The organism is Pseudomonas sp. Marseille-P9899 (genome assembly GCF_903166565.1).
GTDB lineage: Bacteria > Pseudomonadota > Gammaproteobacteria > Pseudomonadales > Pseudomonadaceae > Aquipseudomonas > Aquipseudomonas huaxiensis.
On sequence record NZ_CAESCG010000003.1, the window covers coordinates 425,114 to 441,233 of the forward strand.

14 protein-coding genes are annotated in these 16,120 nt (G+C 63.8%); 3 read left to right on the forward strand and 11 right to left on the reverse strand.

The features are described 5' to 3' along the window. Nucleotides 1-2 precede the first annotated feature (2 nt). The 8 genes from HWV67_RS17750 to HWV67_RS17785 all read right to left on the reverse strand — a co-directional run bounded on the left by HWV67_RS17750 (nucleotide 3) and on the right by HWV67_RS17785 (nucleotide 10,276). On the reverse strand, nucleotides 3-1,154 hold the full coding sequence (locus tag HWV67_RS17750) for an efflux RND transporter periplasmic adaptor subunit (RefSeq protein WP_175652170.1): 1,152 nt from the start codon (nucleotides 1,152-1,154) through the stop codon (nucleotides 3-5). Nucleotides 1,155-1,220: 66 nt separating this feature from the next. Then, nucleotides 1,221-2,318 (reverse strand): DUF1513 domain-containing protein, encoded by a 1,098-nt coding sequence (locus HWV67_RS17755; RefSeq protein WP_175652171.1) that lies wholly within the window; start codon nucleotides 2,316-2,318, stop codon nucleotides 1,221-1,223. Between the two features lie 2 nt (nucleotides 2,319-2,320). Then, nucleotides 2,321-3,385: an imelysin family protein gene (locus HWV67_RS17760; protein WP_175652172.1), complete on the reverse strand. Its 1,065-nt coding sequence runs from the start codon at nucleotides 3,383-3,385 to the stop codon at nucleotides 2,321-2,323. A 14-nt stretch (nucleotides 3,386-3,399) separates the two neighbouring features. Then, on the reverse strand, nucleotides 3,400-4,827 hold the full coding sequence (locus tag HWV67_RS17765) for a di-heme oxidoreductase family protein (RefSeq protein WP_175652173.1): 1,428 nt from the start codon (nucleotides 4,825-4,827) through the stop codon (nucleotides 3,400-3,402). Between the two features lie 227 nt (nucleotides 4,828-5,054). Then, entirely contained in the window at nucleotides 5,055-6,395 is a 1,341-nt protein-coding gene (locus tag HWV67_RS17770) for an imelysin family protein (protein ID WP_175652174.1), read from the reverse strand. Between the two features lie 144 nt (nucleotides 6,396-6,539). Continuing rightward, a complete protein-coding gene (locus HWV67_RS17775) occupies nucleotides 6,540-8,591 on the reverse strand; it encodes a putative bifunctional diguanylate cyclase/phosphodiesterase (RefSeq protein WP_175652175.1) in 2,052 nt (683 codons plus the stop codon). Nucleotides 8,592-8,888: 297 nt separating this feature from the next. After that, a complete protein-coding gene (locus HWV67_RS17780) occupies nucleotides 8,889-9,485 on the reverse strand; it encodes a superoxide dismutase (protein ID WP_095154728.1) in 597 nt (198 codons plus the stop codon). 191 nt (nucleotides 9,486-9,676) lie between these two features. Further along, complete coding sequence (locus HWV67_RS17785) at nucleotides 9,677-10,276, reverse strand: LysE/ArgO family amino acid transporter (RefSeq protein ID WP_110973117.1); 600 nt, start codon at nucleotides 10,274-10,276, stop codon at nucleotides 9,677-9,679. Nucleotides 10,277-10,476: 200 nt separating this feature from the next. On the opposite strand from HWV67_RS17785, the gene HWV67_RS17790 reads away from it, so the two are divergent. The 3 genes from HWV67_RS17790 (at nucleotide 10,477) to HWV67_RS17800 (ending at nucleotide 13,377) form a co-directional block, all read left to right on the forward strand. After that, complete coding sequence (locus HWV67_RS17790; RefSeq protein WP_175652176.1) at nucleotides 10,477-11,403, forward strand: LysR family transcriptional regulator ArgP; 927 nt, start codon at nucleotides 10,477-10,479, stop codon at nucleotides 11,401-11,403. 15 nt (nucleotides 11,404-11,418) lie between these two features. Next, entirely contained in the window at nucleotides 11,419-12,414 is a 996-nt protein-coding gene (locus HWV67_RS17795; protein WP_095154732.1) for an NAD-dependent epimerase/dehydratase family protein, read from the forward strand. A gap of 90 nt (nucleotides 12,415-12,504) precedes the next feature. Next, entirely contained in the window at nucleotides 12,505-13,377 is an 873-nt protein-coding gene (locus tag HWV67_RS17800; RefSeq protein ID WP_175652177.1) for an ATPase, read from the forward strand. Nucleotides 13,378-13,439: 62 nt separating this feature from the next. Here the strand turns inward: HWV67_RS17800 and HWV67_RS17805 are convergent, their stop codons facing one another. Genes HWV67_RS17805 through HWV67_RS17815 form a run of 3 tightly spaced genes read right to left on the reverse strand, consistent with a single transcriptional unit; the run spans nucleotide 13,440 to nucleotide 15,995 of the window. Then, on the reverse strand, nucleotides 13,440-14,489 hold the full coding sequence (locus HWV67_RS17805) for an alkene reductase (protein WP_175652178.1): 1,050 nt from the start codon (nucleotides 14,487-14,489) through the stop codon (nucleotides 13,440-13,442). A gap of 19 nt (nucleotides 14,490-14,508) precedes the next feature. Next, the gene (locus HWV67_RS17810) at nucleotides 14,509-15,678 is read right to left on the reverse strand and encodes an MFS transporter (RefSeq protein WP_110973112.1); all 1,170 of its coding nucleotides are present in this window, start codon (nucleotides 15,676-15,678) and stop codon (nucleotides 14,509-14,511) included. Between the two features lie 14 nt (nucleotides 15,679-15,692). Next, nucleotides 15,693-15,995, reverse strand: a complete 303-nt coding sequence (locus HWV67_RS17815) for an ArsR/SmtB family transcription factor (RefSeq protein WP_095154736.1) — start codon at nucleotides 15,993-15,995, stop codon at nucleotides 15,693-15,695. Nucleotides 15,996-16,120 lie beyond the last annotated feature (125 nt).

The following is a 16,120-nucleotide window of genomic DNA, read 5'->3' on the forward strand; positions in this document are numbered from 1 at the left end:
GTTCAGTCGGTGCCAGGCTGGCTGTTCGAGTCGGCTTTCTGGGTCTTGTCGGGGCTGACGGCAATCGACGCGCCCTGGGTCAGCTTGAGCTGACCGGCCGTGACAACCTGTTCACCGACCTTGAGCCCTTTGCTGACGACGACCAGGCCGTCGCGGTGCTCGCCAGTGGTGACGAAGCGCCGTTCGGCGATCAGCGCGGGCTTGCCGTCGGCAGCGTTCTCCTGCTCACCATTCTCGGCCTTTTTCGGCACTGCGACATACACCGAGTTGCCGTACAGGGTGTAGGTGATCGCGCTCTGCGGCACTACCACTTCATTGCGCGGATTGGGCAGCAGCACCTGCACGTTGGCGAACATGCCTGGCAGCAGCTTGCCGTCGGGATTGGCCAGGGTGGCGCGGATCTGCACGTTGCGGGTGGCGTCGTCGACCTTGGGGTTGAGGGCGCTAATGGCGGCCGTGAAGGTCTCGTTGGGGAAGGCGGCGACACTGATCAGCGCTTGCTGTTGCAGGCTGAGCTTCGGCAAGGCCTGCTCGGGCACCGAGAAGTCGACGTAGAGGCTGCTCAAGTCCTGCAGCGTGGCGATCACTGTGCCGCTGGGCAGGTATTCGCCAACATCCACCTGGCGGATGCCGATGGTGCCGCTGAACGGCGCGGCGATGCTTTTCTTGGCGAGCGAGGCCTTGAGTTGATCGACCACGGCCTTGTTGCGCAGGTACTGCGCGGTCAGGCGGTCGTATTCACCTTTGGAGATGGCCTGGCTGCCCACCAGTTGGCCGCCGCGGTTGTAGTCCACCTTGGCCAGGCCGAGGTCGGCCTGGGCGGTGCCGAGCAGGGCGTTTTCCACTTCGCTGTCCAGTTCGAGCAGCGGCTGGCCGCGCTTGACCTGTTGCCCGGACTCGAACAGCAGGGTTTTCACCGTGCCTTCGGTTTCCAGGCTCAGATCGACCCCTTGCAGCGCCTTCAGGCTGCCCACGGCGGGCAATCGGCTTTGCCAGGCGAGTTCCCGCGCCTCTGTCGCCGCCACGCTGACGGGCGGTTTTGGCGCGGAGAACATCTGGATCTGCTGATAAATGGAGAAGGCTTTGTAGCCCCCCAGAATCAACACGATCAGCAGCACGATGCCCAACATGATCAGCATGCGACGGCGCAGCATATTCCAGTTCCTTGGATGCGATATTGGCGAAGTCTACTCGCTTGCCCTACGCCCGGCGACCACGCTTCAGACCAGATGCAAGTGGTTGTCCCACAGGCCTGACGGCAATTGCAGCGGCTGTCCGATTAGCTCGTCCTTGCGACAGTCATACAAGCGGCAGCGACCCTGTCCGGAGGTGACCACGAAGCCATCGGCCACCGCGCCAACGCCGGCGCAATCCGGCATGGGCGCATCCAGGCGCACGCTGGCGTCGTCGAGGTTCCAGATGAACAGGCGATTGGCCCGTGGCGCGGTCATCGCCACCAGGCGCAGCTCGCTGTGCACGGCGACGCTGGCGGTGTACTGGGCCATGGACTGCAACTGATGCTCCGGCACCGGGAACGCCGCGAACGGCTGGCCCGGACGCTTGATCGCCAACAGCTCGGCAGTCTCGTGGGCATCTCCCATGAACTGCTGGCAGGCGACCACCGTGCCATCGTTGCCGATGGCCAGGTGACGCACGCTGTTCATCTGTTGGCCGAGGGTTTCCTTGCTGATCAGGCTGCCATCGCGGTGCATCAGCACCAGGCTCGGCTCCATGGCGTTCAGGTTCATCTCGACCCGGCTTTCGGCCTCGGTGCGTATACCACCGTTGGCCACCACCAGGGTCTCGCCGTCCGGCATCCACGACACTTGATGCGGGCCGACGCCGTGGGTGGAAATCTCGCCGGTGTATACCAGACGCTCGCCTTCGAAGCGGTACACGCCGAGCACGCCACGTCCCGGATCGGTGGTGTCGTTCTCAGTGGCATACAGCCACTCGCCGCCTTTGTGGATCACCGCGTGACCGTAGAAATGCCGGTTCGGTTGCGAGGCGATGGTCTGCAGCAAGGTGCCGTCACGCAGGTCGATCAGGTAGCTTTCGGTACCCGGGCGACGTGCGACGAACAGGGCGATGGGCAGTTCGGGGTGATTGATGATGTCGTGGCAACGCTGGGCGACCCGGGTGGCGAACACCTGGGTGCCGTCCAGGCGATAGCCGACCGCGTAGTGCTGGCCGTCCGCGTCATCGCGGGCAGACAACAACAGCGGCGGCCGTTCCTTTTGCCGCAGCAGGGTCCAGCCGCCCAGGGTGAGGGCGCTGAGCAGAACACTACCGAGTTTCAGGGCCTGGCGTCGCAGCATGATCAGTCACCGTCGTTGGCGTTGAAGCCGAGTTGGATGTTCAGCGCTTTGGCCAGCTCGCCTTCGTGCAGGCGGTGAACCACGTTCAGGCTGTCATAGATCGCGTTGAGCTGCTGGCGACCGGCTTCGTCCTGCAGCAGTTCGTCCAGGGTGTGCGTGTTGGCGTCCAGCAGCTTGATCGATTCGGCGTAGGCGGCGTCGATCTTGTCGGCCAGAGCTTTCTGGTCCTTGCCCAGCAGACCGCGCAGGCCCTGATTGTCGACGCCGACCCAGACGGTCTGCGCCGCGGCGAGGCTGGCGGCGATGCTCTTGAGCGACGACTGGCTGCGCCAGGCTTCGGCTTGCAGCGGCTGCGGGATGCCCTTGCTCAGGCGACCCATCGGCGTGCCGAGCTTTTTCTTCAGGGTGTCCAGGGCGGTGACCTGGGCGCGCAGCAGATCGGCGATGGCCTCGTGGGAGTCGGCGTAGCGCTGGTTGGGGAACTTGGTCAGCTGCGCGAGCATGCCGTCGTTGCTGTTCCAGTTCTTCAGGATGTCTTCGGCCAGGGTCTTCTGGTAAGCGGCGATGGCCACCAGCAGCGGGCAGTAGCGCGCTTTCTGCTCTGGATTGGCGGCGTCCGGCTTGCTGTCGAAGAGGATGTACTCGTAGGCCGAGAGGCCGCGGACCACGACGCTGGACTTGGACACGGTCTCGGCATCTACCGGCTTGTCACCGCTGACCAGTTGCTCGACCTGACGGCCGACAAGGTTTTTCTTGTCTGGCCAGAACTGTACCTGCCAGGCGCGGTTGCCTTCGGCCAGCGGGCCGATCAACAGCGGTTGCAGCTCGGCCCAGGCTTTTTGCGCGTGGAGGAAATCGGCGCGGGCGGTGTCCAGGCTTGCCTTGCCTTCGCAGTAGGCGAGGGCGCTGACGGCCAACTGGCGGTCGGCTTCGACCCAGCGGCTGTAGGTCGGCATGATCACCTGCTTGGCGATGGCGGCGGAGGTCACGGCCTGCGGGTCTTGTGGCGAGCAGGCGCCCAGCGCGAGGGCGGCGAGGCTGGTGAACAACAGCTTGGGACGGAACATGTCCGGCTCCTTCTCTAGAGTGAGTTCAGGAACGCCAGCAACGCAGCGCGTTGCTCGGCATTGAAGGTCAAGACGTGACGCTGGGCGGCTTGTGCTTCGCCGCCGTGCCAAAGCACGGCTTCAAGCAGGTTGCGCGCCCGGCCGTCGTGGAGAAACTGGGTGTGGCCGCTGACGGTCTGGTTCAGGCCGATGCCCCACAGTGGCGCGGTGCGCCAGTCCTGGCCGCTGGCGGCGAATTCGCTGCGCTGGTCGGCGAGGCCCGGGCCCATGTCATGGAGCAGCAGGTCGCTGTAGGGGCGAATCACCTGATTGGCCAGTTCCGGCTCGGCGGCCGTGGCCGCAGTGGTGAACTGCGGGGTGTGGCAGCCCTGGCAGCCGGCCTGGAAGAACAGGTTCTTGCCGGCCAGCACCTGCGCCGAATCGACGTCCTTGCGCGCCGGCACCGCGAGGTTGCGGGTGTAGTAGAGGATCAGCCGCAGGATGTTGTCGCTGACTTCCTGTTCGCCGTTGGCGCCATTGCCGTTGGGCGCTTGCTTGCAGGCGGTCTGCGCCGGGGTGCAGTCGTCCATCGGGCGCAGGCTGCTGGTCAGGCCCATGTCGCCGGAAAGGGCGTGGACATTCTGCTGGTTGAGGTTCGGTTGCCCGGCTTTCCAGCCGAAACGGCCCATCACGGTTTCGTGGCGGGCGTCGTCCCAGACCCGATTGGGCCGGCCGCGAATGCCGTCGCCGTTGCGGTCGTCCGGGTCGGCGTTGGCCAGGATGGCTTCCTCCGGGATCGCTTCGAGCAGGCCGAGGCCGATCATCGGCGGGGCGATGCGCGCAGAGAACAACGTGTCGGGGTGCATCGGGCCATAGCCGAGCTGGGTGATATTGAGTTGCGGCGTGCGCAGCTCGACCTGGGTGCCGTCCTTGAACGTCACCGTGTGCATCGTGTAATCGACCCGGACCTTGCCTTCCGGCGCCACGCCGGGGATCGCCATGTCTTGCAGCTGCCCGCCGTAGACCGGTTCGGGGACGATGCCCAGTTGCTCGATGACCTTGACGAATTCGGGCTGGTTGGGGATCGACAGGCGCACCAGCATCGACACGGCATTGCTGTCACCGGGCTCTGGCGGATGGCCGCGGCCATCGCGGATGTGGCAGTTCTGGCAGGCGTTGGTGTTGAACAGCGGGCCGAGGCCATCGCGGGCGGTGGTGGTCGAGGGGGCGATCACCCACGGATTGCGAAAGAAGCTGTTGCCGACATGAAAGTCCAGGCGCCGCGCCGGGCTCAGGTTGGCCGACGGCATCGAATAGGCGTTCTGATCGCCGCGGTTCACCGTGGTATCGCCGCCGGCACGGGCTTCGCCGGGCTCGGCCTGGGTGAAGCGCGGGGCTTCGTCGCAGGCGACCAGCGGCAGGGCCAGAAACAATGGCAGGCAGAGGCGAAGCAGCGAGGGCATGAAAGATCCCGGACGGTGTTCGAAAAAACAGCCCGCAAGCTTAACAGGACAGGACGGCGTGAATAAGAGGAGTTTGCGTTTGCTGGATGAAATCGTTGTCAGTTATGCGGGAGTTTTGATTGAGGACAAGGGGGTGACGAATGTGCTGTTTTTTGAGGCCTCATCGCTGGCAAGCCATAAAAAAGGCGACCCGAAGGTCGCCTCTCTTGTCCGTCTCCGGCGCCGAATCAGAATTCGTGATCAGCGGTGTCCGGGTTCAGGTCGGTGATGCCCAGTTTGGTCGCGGCCTGTTCGATGGCGCCGGTCTGTTTGACCAGCGACGCGATGGCGTCACGCACGATCTGGTTGCCGGCAGCGTTGTCGGCGGCGATCAGTTGGTCGTAGTGCTCGCCTTTCAGTGCGTGGTCGACGATCACCTGGATCTTGGCTTCGGTGGCTTCCAGGTCGGCCTTCAGGGTGGCGTCGGTGGCCGGGTCGATCTTGGCAACCAGCGAGGACAGGCTCGGGCCGGTCAGCTTGGTGCCGTCCGGACGGGCGTATTCACCCAGGTAGACGTTGCGGATGCCCTTGGCGTCGTAGAAGTGCGAGTAGTGAGTGTTGTCGCTGAAGCAATCATGCTCGTCTTCTGGCGAGTTGGCTTCCAGGGACACCTTCATGCGCTCGCCCGCCAGTTCACCCAGCGACAGGCTGCCCATGCCGAACAGCATTTTGCGCAGGCCGTTGGCCACCGGCTCCGCTTCCAGCGAGGCGCGGTAGTTGTCGGCAACGCCCGGCGCCCAGTTCTTGACCATTTCTTCGAGGTCGCTGACCAGCAGGTCGGTGACCGATTTCAGGTAAGCGCGACGACGGTCGTTGTGGCCGCCAGTGGCGCCCTGGCCTTCCAGGTAGTCCGACGCAGGACGGTTGCCGGCGCCTGGGCCGGTGCCGTTCAGGTCCTGGCCCCAGAGCAGGAATTCGATGGCGTGGTAGCCGGTGGCGACGTTGGCCTCGGAACCGCCCAGCTCGTTCAGGCTGGCCAGTTTCTCAGGGGTGATGTCTTTGACGTCAATCTTGTCTTCGCCGACCTGGATCTCGGTGTTGGCGATGATGTTGGCGCTGGCGGCAGGGTTGCCCAGGGCGTGCTCGTAGCTCTTGTCGACGTAGTCGATCAGGCCTTCGTCCAGCGGCCAGGCGTTAACCTGACCTTCCCAATCGTCAATGATCGTGTTGCCGAAGCGGAACACTTCGCTTTGCAGATACGGAACGCGCGCAGCGACCCAGGCGGCCCTGGCGGCGCTCAGGGTGTCGGCGTCCGGTTTTGCCAGGAAGGCGTCGATCGCGGTTTGCAGGGTTTTCGCGGTGCTCAGCGAGTCGCTGTAGACGGCATAGACGATCTCGGAGTAGTGCTTGACCACGGCCTGGGCGGCAGCTTCGTCCACTGCGCCAGCGGCGGCAGGTGCGGCTGGCGTGGCGGCCGCTGCAGGCGCCTGGGCTTGCGGTGCGGCAGCCTTGTCCTTGCTGTCGCCGCAGCCGGCGAGAGAGATGGCAATGGCCAGCAAACTGGCGGTGGCCAGAGGCATACGAATCATGGCGAATTCCTGCGTCGAAGGGTTGAACAGGCGTGCCGGGGCACGCAAAAGTGGCGACATAATGCGAAAGATTTGCATTTTGTGTAAAGGGGGAACCGCGTAAATATTAGTGCGCTGTCGTCCGTGGGCAATTTTCAGGTCGTCTCAGAGTATCGACACGTGATTGCGCTGGGACTGTTTGAGGAACGCCACCAGTTCCCGGGCCGGCAACGGTTTGCTGTAGTGATAGCCCTGACCTTCGTGGCAGCCCTGGGCGACGATGTAGGACTCTTGCTCGGCGGTTTCCACACCCTCGGCAATGACCTGCATGCCGAGGCTTTTGCCCAGCTGGATGATGGCGCGCACGATGGTGGCGTCATCGTCGTCTTCCAGCAGGTCCTGGACGAAGCTCTTGTCGATCTTGATCTTGTCCAGCGGCAGCGATTTCAGGTAGCTGAGCGACGAGTAACCGGTACCGAAGTCATCGATGGCGATCAGCGCGCCGGAGCGGCGCAGGCTCAGCAATTGCTGGGCGGCGGTGCTGATGTCTTCCATCAGGCCGGTTTCGGTGACTTCCAGTTCCAGGCTGCGCGGCGGCAGTCGATAGATCTGCAGCAGGTTGTTGACCACCCGCGGCAACTCGCTGTGGTGCAGTTGCACGGTGGACAGGTTGACCGCCATGCGCAGATCGCTGAAGCCCTGGTCGTGCCATTCGCGCAGTTGCCGGCAGGCCTGGTCGAGCACCCATTCGCCGATGGAGACGATGTTGCCGTTCTGCTCCGCCAGCGGAATGAACTGGTCCGGCGGGACCATGCCCAGCTCCGGATGCTGCCAGCGCAACAGCGCCTCGACACCGACCACGCGTTGGTCGCGGTAGCTGATCTGCGGCTGGTAGACGAGGAACAACTGGTTGCGCGACAGGGCTTCGCGCAGGTCTTTCTCCAGCTCGCGGCGGCGCCGCATTTCGCTGTCGACGCTGGCGATATAGAACTGATAGCGGTTGCGCGAGCGAGACTTGGCCAAGGTCATGGTCTGCTCGGCTTTCTGCAGCAGCTTCTCGGTGCTGTCGCCATCTTCCGGGAACAGGGTGATGCCGATGGTGGCGCGCAGACGGATTTCCTGATGATCGAGGGCGAAGGGCGCCTCCAGGTCGTCGAGAATGCTCTGGGCCAGTTCGGCCGCCTCGTAAGGTTGTTCGATATCGGCCTGGACCAGCGCGAACTGGTCACCGCCCAACCGCGCCAGGGCGCCGAGCCGGCCGCTGTGGGCGCGCAGGCGATCGGCCAGGGCCAGCAGCAACTGGTCGCCGGCCTGGTAGCTGAATTGTTCGTTGATGCTTTTGAAATCATCGAGGCCGACGCAGATCACCGCCACCCGGCGTTGCAGGCGGCCGGCATCAACGAGGATCTTGTCCAGTTGCTGTTGCAGTTGCTGGCGATTCGGCAGGCCGGTGAGGAAGTCGTACTGGGCCATGCGCAGCAGGCTGTTTTCCGCCTCGTGGCGCAAATGGGTATTGCGCTCGATCGAGGCCAGCAACTGGTTGGCGGTATTGACCCACAGACCCAGCTCGTTCTTCTCGTGGCCCTTGAGCAGCGGCAACTGGTGCTGGCTGGGGCGGTCGGGATTGATCTGGGTAAGGTGTTCGATGATCCGCGAAAGCGGCTTGGTCAGCAGCCAGTGATAGACCAGGTACAGCACCAGGCCCATGGCCAGGGCGCGCAGTACCCCGGAAATGAAGATGATCACCGAACTGAACAGGAACCCTTCACCGTAGGACGCGGTGTCGAGGGTGATGTTCAGGTCGCCGTAATACTCGCTGTACGAGCCGCGTCCGACCAATTGGGTGCTGAAAGCACGCTCCTGGCCGAGGATCGGGTCGGTGATCCAGCGGGTGCTGGTCTCCTGCAGCGGGCGGGATTTCTCCGCGAGCATGGTTTCGTTGGGATGGCCGATGGACGCCATGCGCACCGAGCGGTCCTGGAACAGGCCTTCGATGACCTGCATGCCCATTTCCCGGTCGAGGCTGTAGACGGCCTGGGTCGACGGGTCGCGGAACATGTCGAGGATGCGCTGGGCATCATTGGCGACAGCCTGACGGGTCTTGTAGGCGTCGAACACGATCTGCGCACAGCTGAGCACCACTCCGACGATCAGCGCCGAGAGCAGGACAACCCTGAGCAACTTGACCGATAAGCTGTTCTTGAGTTCCAGCTTCAATGGGGTTTCCTTAATCCATGCGCATGGCATCATTTTGCCATCAAACGTGGCATTCCACTATCGGCCTTTGCAGCAGGCCGTGCGTGGTGGTTTTGCAGTGTTCCTGCTACCGGTCCGACCGTTGCGACGGTCGTTTAGGCACTGTATCGGTTGACCTGCCTTTCGACTTGAGTGCCGGAAGATGAAAGTTTCCAAGGTCTTGATGTTAGCGCGCCTTGCGCAAGCGGCAAGAGCAAGGCGGCGTTGAAGAGACGAAAAAAAACCCGGCGAGGCCGGGTTTTTTCAGGAGCGCGTGACTCAGGCAGTGAAGGTCTTGCCTTCGAACTGCTCGGCAACGAACTTCCAGTTGACCAGGTTCCAGAACGCCTCGACGTATTTAGGACGGACGTTGCGGTAGTCGATGTAATAAGCGTGTTCCCAGACGTCGCAGGTCAGCAGCGGAGTGTCGCCGTTGGTCAGCGGGTTGCCGGCGCCGATGGTGCTGGCCAGGGCCAGGGAACCGTCAGCTTTCTTGACCAGCCAGCCCCAGCCGGAGCCGAAGGTGCCGACGGAAGTCTTGGTGAACTCTTCTTTGAACTTGTCGAAAGAACCGAACGCAGCGTTGATGGCTTCAGCCAGGGCGCCGGTTGGTTGGCCGCCGGCGTTTGGCGCCAGGCAGTTCCAGTAGAAGGTGTGGTTCCAGACCTGAGCGGCGTTGTTGAAGATGCCGCCGGAGGAGGTCTTGACGATTTCTTCCAGGGTTTTGCCTTCGAACTCGGTGCCTGGCACCAGGTTGTTCAGGTTCACGACGTAGGTGTTGTGGTGCTTGTCGTGGTGGAATTCCAGGGTTTCCTTGGAAATGTGCGGCTGCAGAGCATCGTGTGCGTAAGGCAGCGGCGGCAATTCAAAAGCCATGGTGAATCTCCTAATCAGGTCTGGTGCGGTGAACGCAAGGCCGATCACGGGCGGCCGGAAGAGCGTCGGCGAGTTTGTACTCTTTGCGACGCAGACCCGGGATCATAGCACCGGGCCCACGTCTAAACCACGCAACAAGTGTATGGACAAGAGGTTCCAGAGCTGTTTCAGCCGGCGGACAAGTGGCTGTTTCAGTTGAAGATCAGTTGCGCCGCCACCGCGAACATCATCACCGCGACCATCAGGTCGAGCAGCCGCCAGGTGCTTGGACGCGCCAGCCATGGTGCGAGCCAGGCGGCACCGAGTGCGAGGGTGAAAAACCACAGCAGCGAAGCGCTGGCGGCGCCGGCCACATAGGCGCCCGGCACGGTTTGCTGAGCACCGAGCGAGCCGATCAGCAGCACGGTGTCGAGGTAGACGTGCGGGTTGAGCAGGGTCACCGCCAGGGCGCTGAGCAACACCGCGCGGCGCGAGCGCAGGCCCTGGCCTTCACCTTGTTCCAGGCTCTGCTTCGAGCAGGCGCGCTTCAGCGCCTTGGCGCCGTACCAGATCAGGAAGATCGCGCCACCCCAGCGGGCCACCGCGAGCAATGTCGGGTTCTGCGCCAGCACCGTGGCCAGGCCGAACACGCCGAGCGCCACCAGCACCGCATCGCAGAACACACACAAGGCCGCCACCGGCAGGTGATGCTCGCGGCGCAGGCTCTGGGCGAGGACGAAGGCGTTCTGGGTGCCGATGGCCATGATCAGGCCGAAGGCGACGAGGAGGCCGTTGAGGTAGCTTTGCCACATGGGGAATTGACTCCGGGTTGCAGGGTTCAGGGGCCTGCTTTGAGGTCTACTCGCGAGCAAGCTCGCTCCTACAGGGATTGGTGTTGTAGGAGCGAGCTTGCTCGCGATGGGGCAGCCTGGCTGCACCACATGCTGGCAATTCTGGCGATTCCTGCGCTATAAGAAAAACCAATAAACCTCATCCCGCATTAGGAAAAGTGATGTTCGACTACAAGCTGCTCTCAGCCTTGGCCGCGGTCATCGAACAGGCCGGTTTCGAGCGGGCCGCGCAAATGCTCGGTCTGTCGCAATCGGCCATCTCCCAGCGGATCAAACTCCTCGAAGCGCGGGTCGGCCAGCCGGTGCTGGTGCGTGCGACGCCGCCAACGCCGACCGAGATCGGCCGGCGTCTGCTCAACCATGTGCAACAGGTGCGCCTGCTCGAACGGGATCTCCAGGGCCAGGTCCCGGCGCTGGATGAAGAAGGCTTGCCGGAACGCCTGCGGGTGGCGCTCAACGCCGACAGCCTGGCGACCTGGTGGGCGGAAGCGGCGGGGGATTTCTGTGCCCGTACCCAGGTGCTGCTGGACCTGGTGGTGGAAGACCAGGAAGTTGGCCTCAAGCGCATGCGCGCCGGTGAAGTGGCCGGTTGCCTGTGCGCCAGCGAACGCCCGGTGGCCGGCGCGCGCAGCGTGCTGCTGGGCGCCATGCGTTACCGGGCGTTGGCCAGCCCGGCGTTCATGACCCGGCATTTTGCCGAAGGCGTCGAGCCACGCCGGCTGGCGCGGACCCCGGCGATCGTGTTCGGCCCGGACGACGTCCTGCAACACCGCTACATGGCTTCATTAGGCATCAGTGACGGATTCCTGCATCATCTGTGCCCCTCGTCCGAAGGCTTTCTGCGCCTGACCGAGGCGGGGCTGGGCTGGGGGCTGGTGCCGGAGTTGCAGGCACGGGAACAACTGGCGAGCGGGCGGCTGGTGGAAATTCTCCCTGACCGTCCCATCGACGTGCCACTGTACTGGCATCATTGGCGCAATGGCGGGCAACTGCTTGGCCAACTCACCGATCATCTGCTGCGCAGTGCCAGCCACTGGCTGGTGCCGTGGAGCGAGTCGGCGGCGTCTGCAACATCTGGAAAAAAATAGTAGGCGGAGAGCTTCATGGGAATTCTGGTCACCGGCGCAAGCGGCTTCATCGGCGGGCGCTTCGCACGCTTTGCGCTGGAGCAGGGCCTGGAGGTGCGGGTCAATGGCCGGCGCCCCGAGGGCGTCGAGCATCTGGTGCGGCGCGGGGCGCAGTTCATTCCCGGCGACCTGGCCGACCCGGAAGTGGCCCGGCGCCTGTGCCAGGGCATCGACACCGTGGTCCATTGCGCCGGCGCGGTGGGCAATTGGGGGCGTTATCAGGACTTCTATCAAGGCAATGTGGTGCTCACCGAAAACGTGGTCGAGGCTTGCCTGAAAGAACATGTGCGCCGGCTGGTGCACCTGTCGTCGCCGTCGATCTACTTCAATGGCCGCTCGCGCACCGGGATTACCGAAGATCAGGTGCCCAAGCGTTTCTACGACCATTACGGCAGCACCAAGCACCTGGCCGAGCAGAAAGTCTTCGGCGCCCAGGAGTTCGGTCTGGAGGTGCTGGCCCTGCGCCCGCGCTTTGTCACCGGCGCCGGCGACATGAGTATTTTTCCGCGGCTGATGAAGATGCAGGCCAAGCGCCGCCTGGCGATCATCGGCAATGGCCTGAACAAGGTGGATTTCACCAGCGTGCAGAACCTCAACGAGGCGCTGTTCAGTGCGATCAACGCCGGCCCCGAGGCGCTCGGCCAGGCTTACAACATCAGTAACGGCCAGCCCGTGCCGGTGTGGGACGTGGTCAATTACGTGATGCGGCGGATGTCGCTGCCGCAGGTCACCCGTTATCGCTCCGTGGGCCTTGCGTACACCGCCGCCGCGCTGAACGAAGGCTTCTGCATGCTCTGGCCGGGACGCCCGCAACCGACGCTGACCCGCCTCGGCACCCAGGTGATGAGCAAGGACTTCACCCTGGACATCAGCCGCGCCCGGCACTACCTGGACTACCGCCCGCAGGTCAGTGTCTGGGCCGCGCTGGATGAATTCTGCAGTTGGTGGCAGGCGCAACACGGCGGTCACTGAACCAGAACCGCTACTTATGGTCGATGAGGGCGCCGCGCAAGCGGTTTATACTGGCGCCCATTTTGCTATCACCGTGGTTGAAAACTATCCATGCGCAACGATGCTCGAGACGACTTTGATAACGTGCCCACCCTCAAGGCGGTGGAGCGCGATGACGACGAATTCGCCCCGCCGGCCCATCCGCGTGCGGTGCGTGCGACCCCCCCCAAGGCCCCGCTGACCGGGCCGCTGTGGGCGTTGCTCGGCGCATCGTTCATCGCCTTGGGTGGGGTTGCCTGGTGGAGCTTCCAGCAGATTTCCCTGATGGAACAGCAACTGGTGGCGACCCAGGAGAGCTTCGCGCGTATCAGCGAAGAGGCGGCGGGGCGTTTGCAGGCAATTTCCGGCAAGGTCAGCGCAACCGAGACGTCGGTCAGCACCGAGAACGAAGCGCTGAAGCTGCAAGTACGGCAGTTGCAGAGCAGCCTCGTTGAACAGGGCAAGCAACAGGAAGGCGTTGCCGGACAGGCGGGCGACCTGAGCAAGCGCCTGGAAGCGGCGATGGCCCAGGTCAGCCAGCAGCAGGCGGCCAATGCCCAGTTGCAGAGTGAATTGCAGACCCAGTTGAAGACCGTGGCGACCGAATTGGCGGCGCTCAAGGCGGCTCAACTGGACGGCGGCAAGATCGATGCTCAGCTCAAGAGCGTGTCGGACGAAGTGGCGAGCCTGAAGGCTGCGCGGGTGGATGGCGGCAAGATCGATGCCCAGTTGAAAAGCCAGGCTGCCGCGACCCAGCGATTGGAGCAGGACCTGCTGGTGCTCAAGAGCGAGCAGGAAAACCGCCCGGCGGCCCCTGCGGGTGCGGCGGCTGGCGGAGCATCGACAGCCGAGTTCGATGCGTTTCGCGGGCAGGTGACCCGCAACCTCAATACGCTGCAGAGTCAGGTGCAGAATCTGCAACAGCAGATCAATGCGCGTAACTGATTCATTCTGAAAAGGCTGATGGCCTTATCGCCAAACCACAGCGATAAGGCCATCACCTCCTTTTACATCCGCGGATAGTCGATGTAACCCACCGGTCCGCCGCCATGGAAACTCTCCGGGCGCGGATCATTCAGTGGTGCATCCGCCGCAAGACGAGCCGGCAAGTCCGGGTTGGCGATGAACGGCACGCCGAAGGCCACGGCATCGGCCCTGCCATCAGCCAGAGCGGCGTTGGCGCTCTGCTTGTCGAACTTCTCGTTGGCGATGTACAGGCCGCCGAAGGCTTCCTTGATCTGCCGGCCGAGGCTGTCGTCGGCTTCCTTCTCCCGCGAGCAGATGAAGGCGATTCCGCGCTTGCCCAGTTCCCGGGCGACATAGGTAAAGGTCTCGACGCGATTGGCGTCGCCCATGTCATGGGCATCGGCGCGTGGCGCCAGGTGCACACCCACGCGGTTGGCGCCCCACACTTCGATGACCGCATCGGTCACTTCCAGCAGCAGGCGGGCACGGTTTTCCAGCGAGCCGCCGTAGCAGTCGGTGCGCTGGTTGGTGCTGGTTTGCAGGAACTGGTCGATCAGGTAGCCGTTCGCGGCATGCACTTCAACGCCGTCGAAACCGGCCGCCTTGGCGTTCTCGGCGGCGGTGCGGTAGGCATCGACGATATCGGCCAGCTCGGCGGTTTCCAGCGCCCGCGGGGTCGGGAACTCGGTGATCGGGCGCACCAGGCTGACATGGCCCTTGGGCTGGATCGCGCTGGGCGCCACCGGCAGTTCGCCGTTCAGGTAGCTCGGATGCGAAATGCGGCCCACGTGCCAGAGCTGGACGAAGATCCGTCCGCCTGCGGCGTGCACCGACTTGGTGATGTTGGTCCAGCCGCGAACCTGGTCGTTGGACCAGATGCCCGGAGTATCCGGGTAGCCGACGCCCATCGGCATCACCGAGGTGGCTTCGCTGAGGATCAGGCCGGCGCTGGCGCGCTGCACGTAGTACTCGGCCATCAGCGCGTTGGGCACGCGGCCGGCGTCGGCGCGGCAGCGAGTCAGCGGCGCCATGATGATGCGGTTCGGCAGTTCGAGATCGCCGAGGGTGAGCGGATCAAACAGAGTTGTCATTGCACGGACCTCGTATCCATCAGTGGGTAGCGGGCGCCAGTTCGGCTTTGTTGCCGCCCTGGCTGAAAGTGATAAGGGTGACGATCAGCGCCAGCACGGCCAGGGCCGCGGCGGCCAGCGGCACGCGGGTCAGGCCCAGGCCTTGTTCGATGACCACGCCACCGGTCCAGGCACCCAGGGCGTTGCCCAGGTTGAAGGCGCCGATGTTGAGGGTCGACACCAGGTTCGGTGCGGCCTTGCCGAAGTTCACCACGTTGATCTGCAACGCGGGAACGGCAGCGAAGGCGGCGGTGGCCCAGAGGAACAGGGTGATTTCGGCCGGGATCAGCGCGGTGCTGGTCCAGCTCAGTACGGTGGAGACCACCGCCATACTGGCGAACACGCCCACCAGAGTGGCGCCCAGGCGCCGGTCGGCGAGTTTGCCGCCGAGGACGTTGCCCACGGTCAGGCCGAGGCCGATCAGCAGCAGGGTCCAGGTCACGCCGCGCGGCGAAACACCGGTGACATCGCCCAGCAGTGGCGCGACGTAGGTGAACAGGGCGAACATCGACGCCGAAAACAGCACGGTCATCGACAGCGACAGCCAGATCCCGGCGCCTTTGAGCGCGGCCAGTTCGGCGCGCATGTCGAGTTTTTCCTCGTCGTGGCGCAGTGGCAGGAAGCGAATCAGACCGATCAGCGCAATCACGCCAATCACCGTCACCGCCCAGAACGTCGAGCGCCAGCCGGCAACCTGGCCCAGCGCGGTGCCCAGTGGCACGCCGAGGACGTTGGCCAGGGTCAGGCCGGTGAACATCAGGGCGACCGCCGACGCGCGGCGGTTGGCCGGCACCAGGCTGGCGGCGACCACCGAGCCGATACCGAAGAAGGCGCCGTGGCACAGCGCCGTGACGACGCGGGCGAACATCAGCAGGTTGTAGTCGCTGGCGACCGCGCAGAGCAGGTTGCCGATGATGAACACGCCCATCAGCGTCACCAGCGCCAGCTTGCGTGGCAGCCGCGAGGTGGCCATGGCCATGAACGGCGCGCCGATGGCCACGCCCAGGGCGTAGCCGGTCACCAGCCAGCCGGCACCGGGTATCGACACACCGAGGTCCTGCGCCACTTCCGGCAGCAGGCCCATGATGACGAACTCGGTGGTGCCGATGGCGAAGGCGCTGAGCGCCAGTATCAGAAGTGAAAGGGGCATTGCGGTGTCCTTTGTCAGAGCTCGCGGCTCAGTTGCTGGAGGAACGCCTTGATGGTGTCCTCGTTGCGTTTGAAGAAGCTCCACTGCCCGACCTTCTGGCTGCTGATCAGGCCTGCCCGTTGCAGGGTCGCCAGGTGCGCCGAGACGGTGGACTGCGACAGGCCGCAGCGCTGGTCGATCTGCCCGGCGCACACGCCGTTTTCCAGGCTGTGATGCTGCTCGGGGAAGTGCGCCTGCGGGTCTTTCAACCAGTTGAGGATTTCTCGTCGTACCGGGTGGGCCAGGGCTTTTATTATTTCGTCGAGATCAAGAGGCATGGTCGGGCTCGTGGGATGTGTAGCGGTATATCGCGATGGAGCGAAATATAAATCGGTATTTCGCGATATACAAATATGAAAAGGTTTGGGGTCAAGCATGAATCGGTATATCGGGTTATATCGAT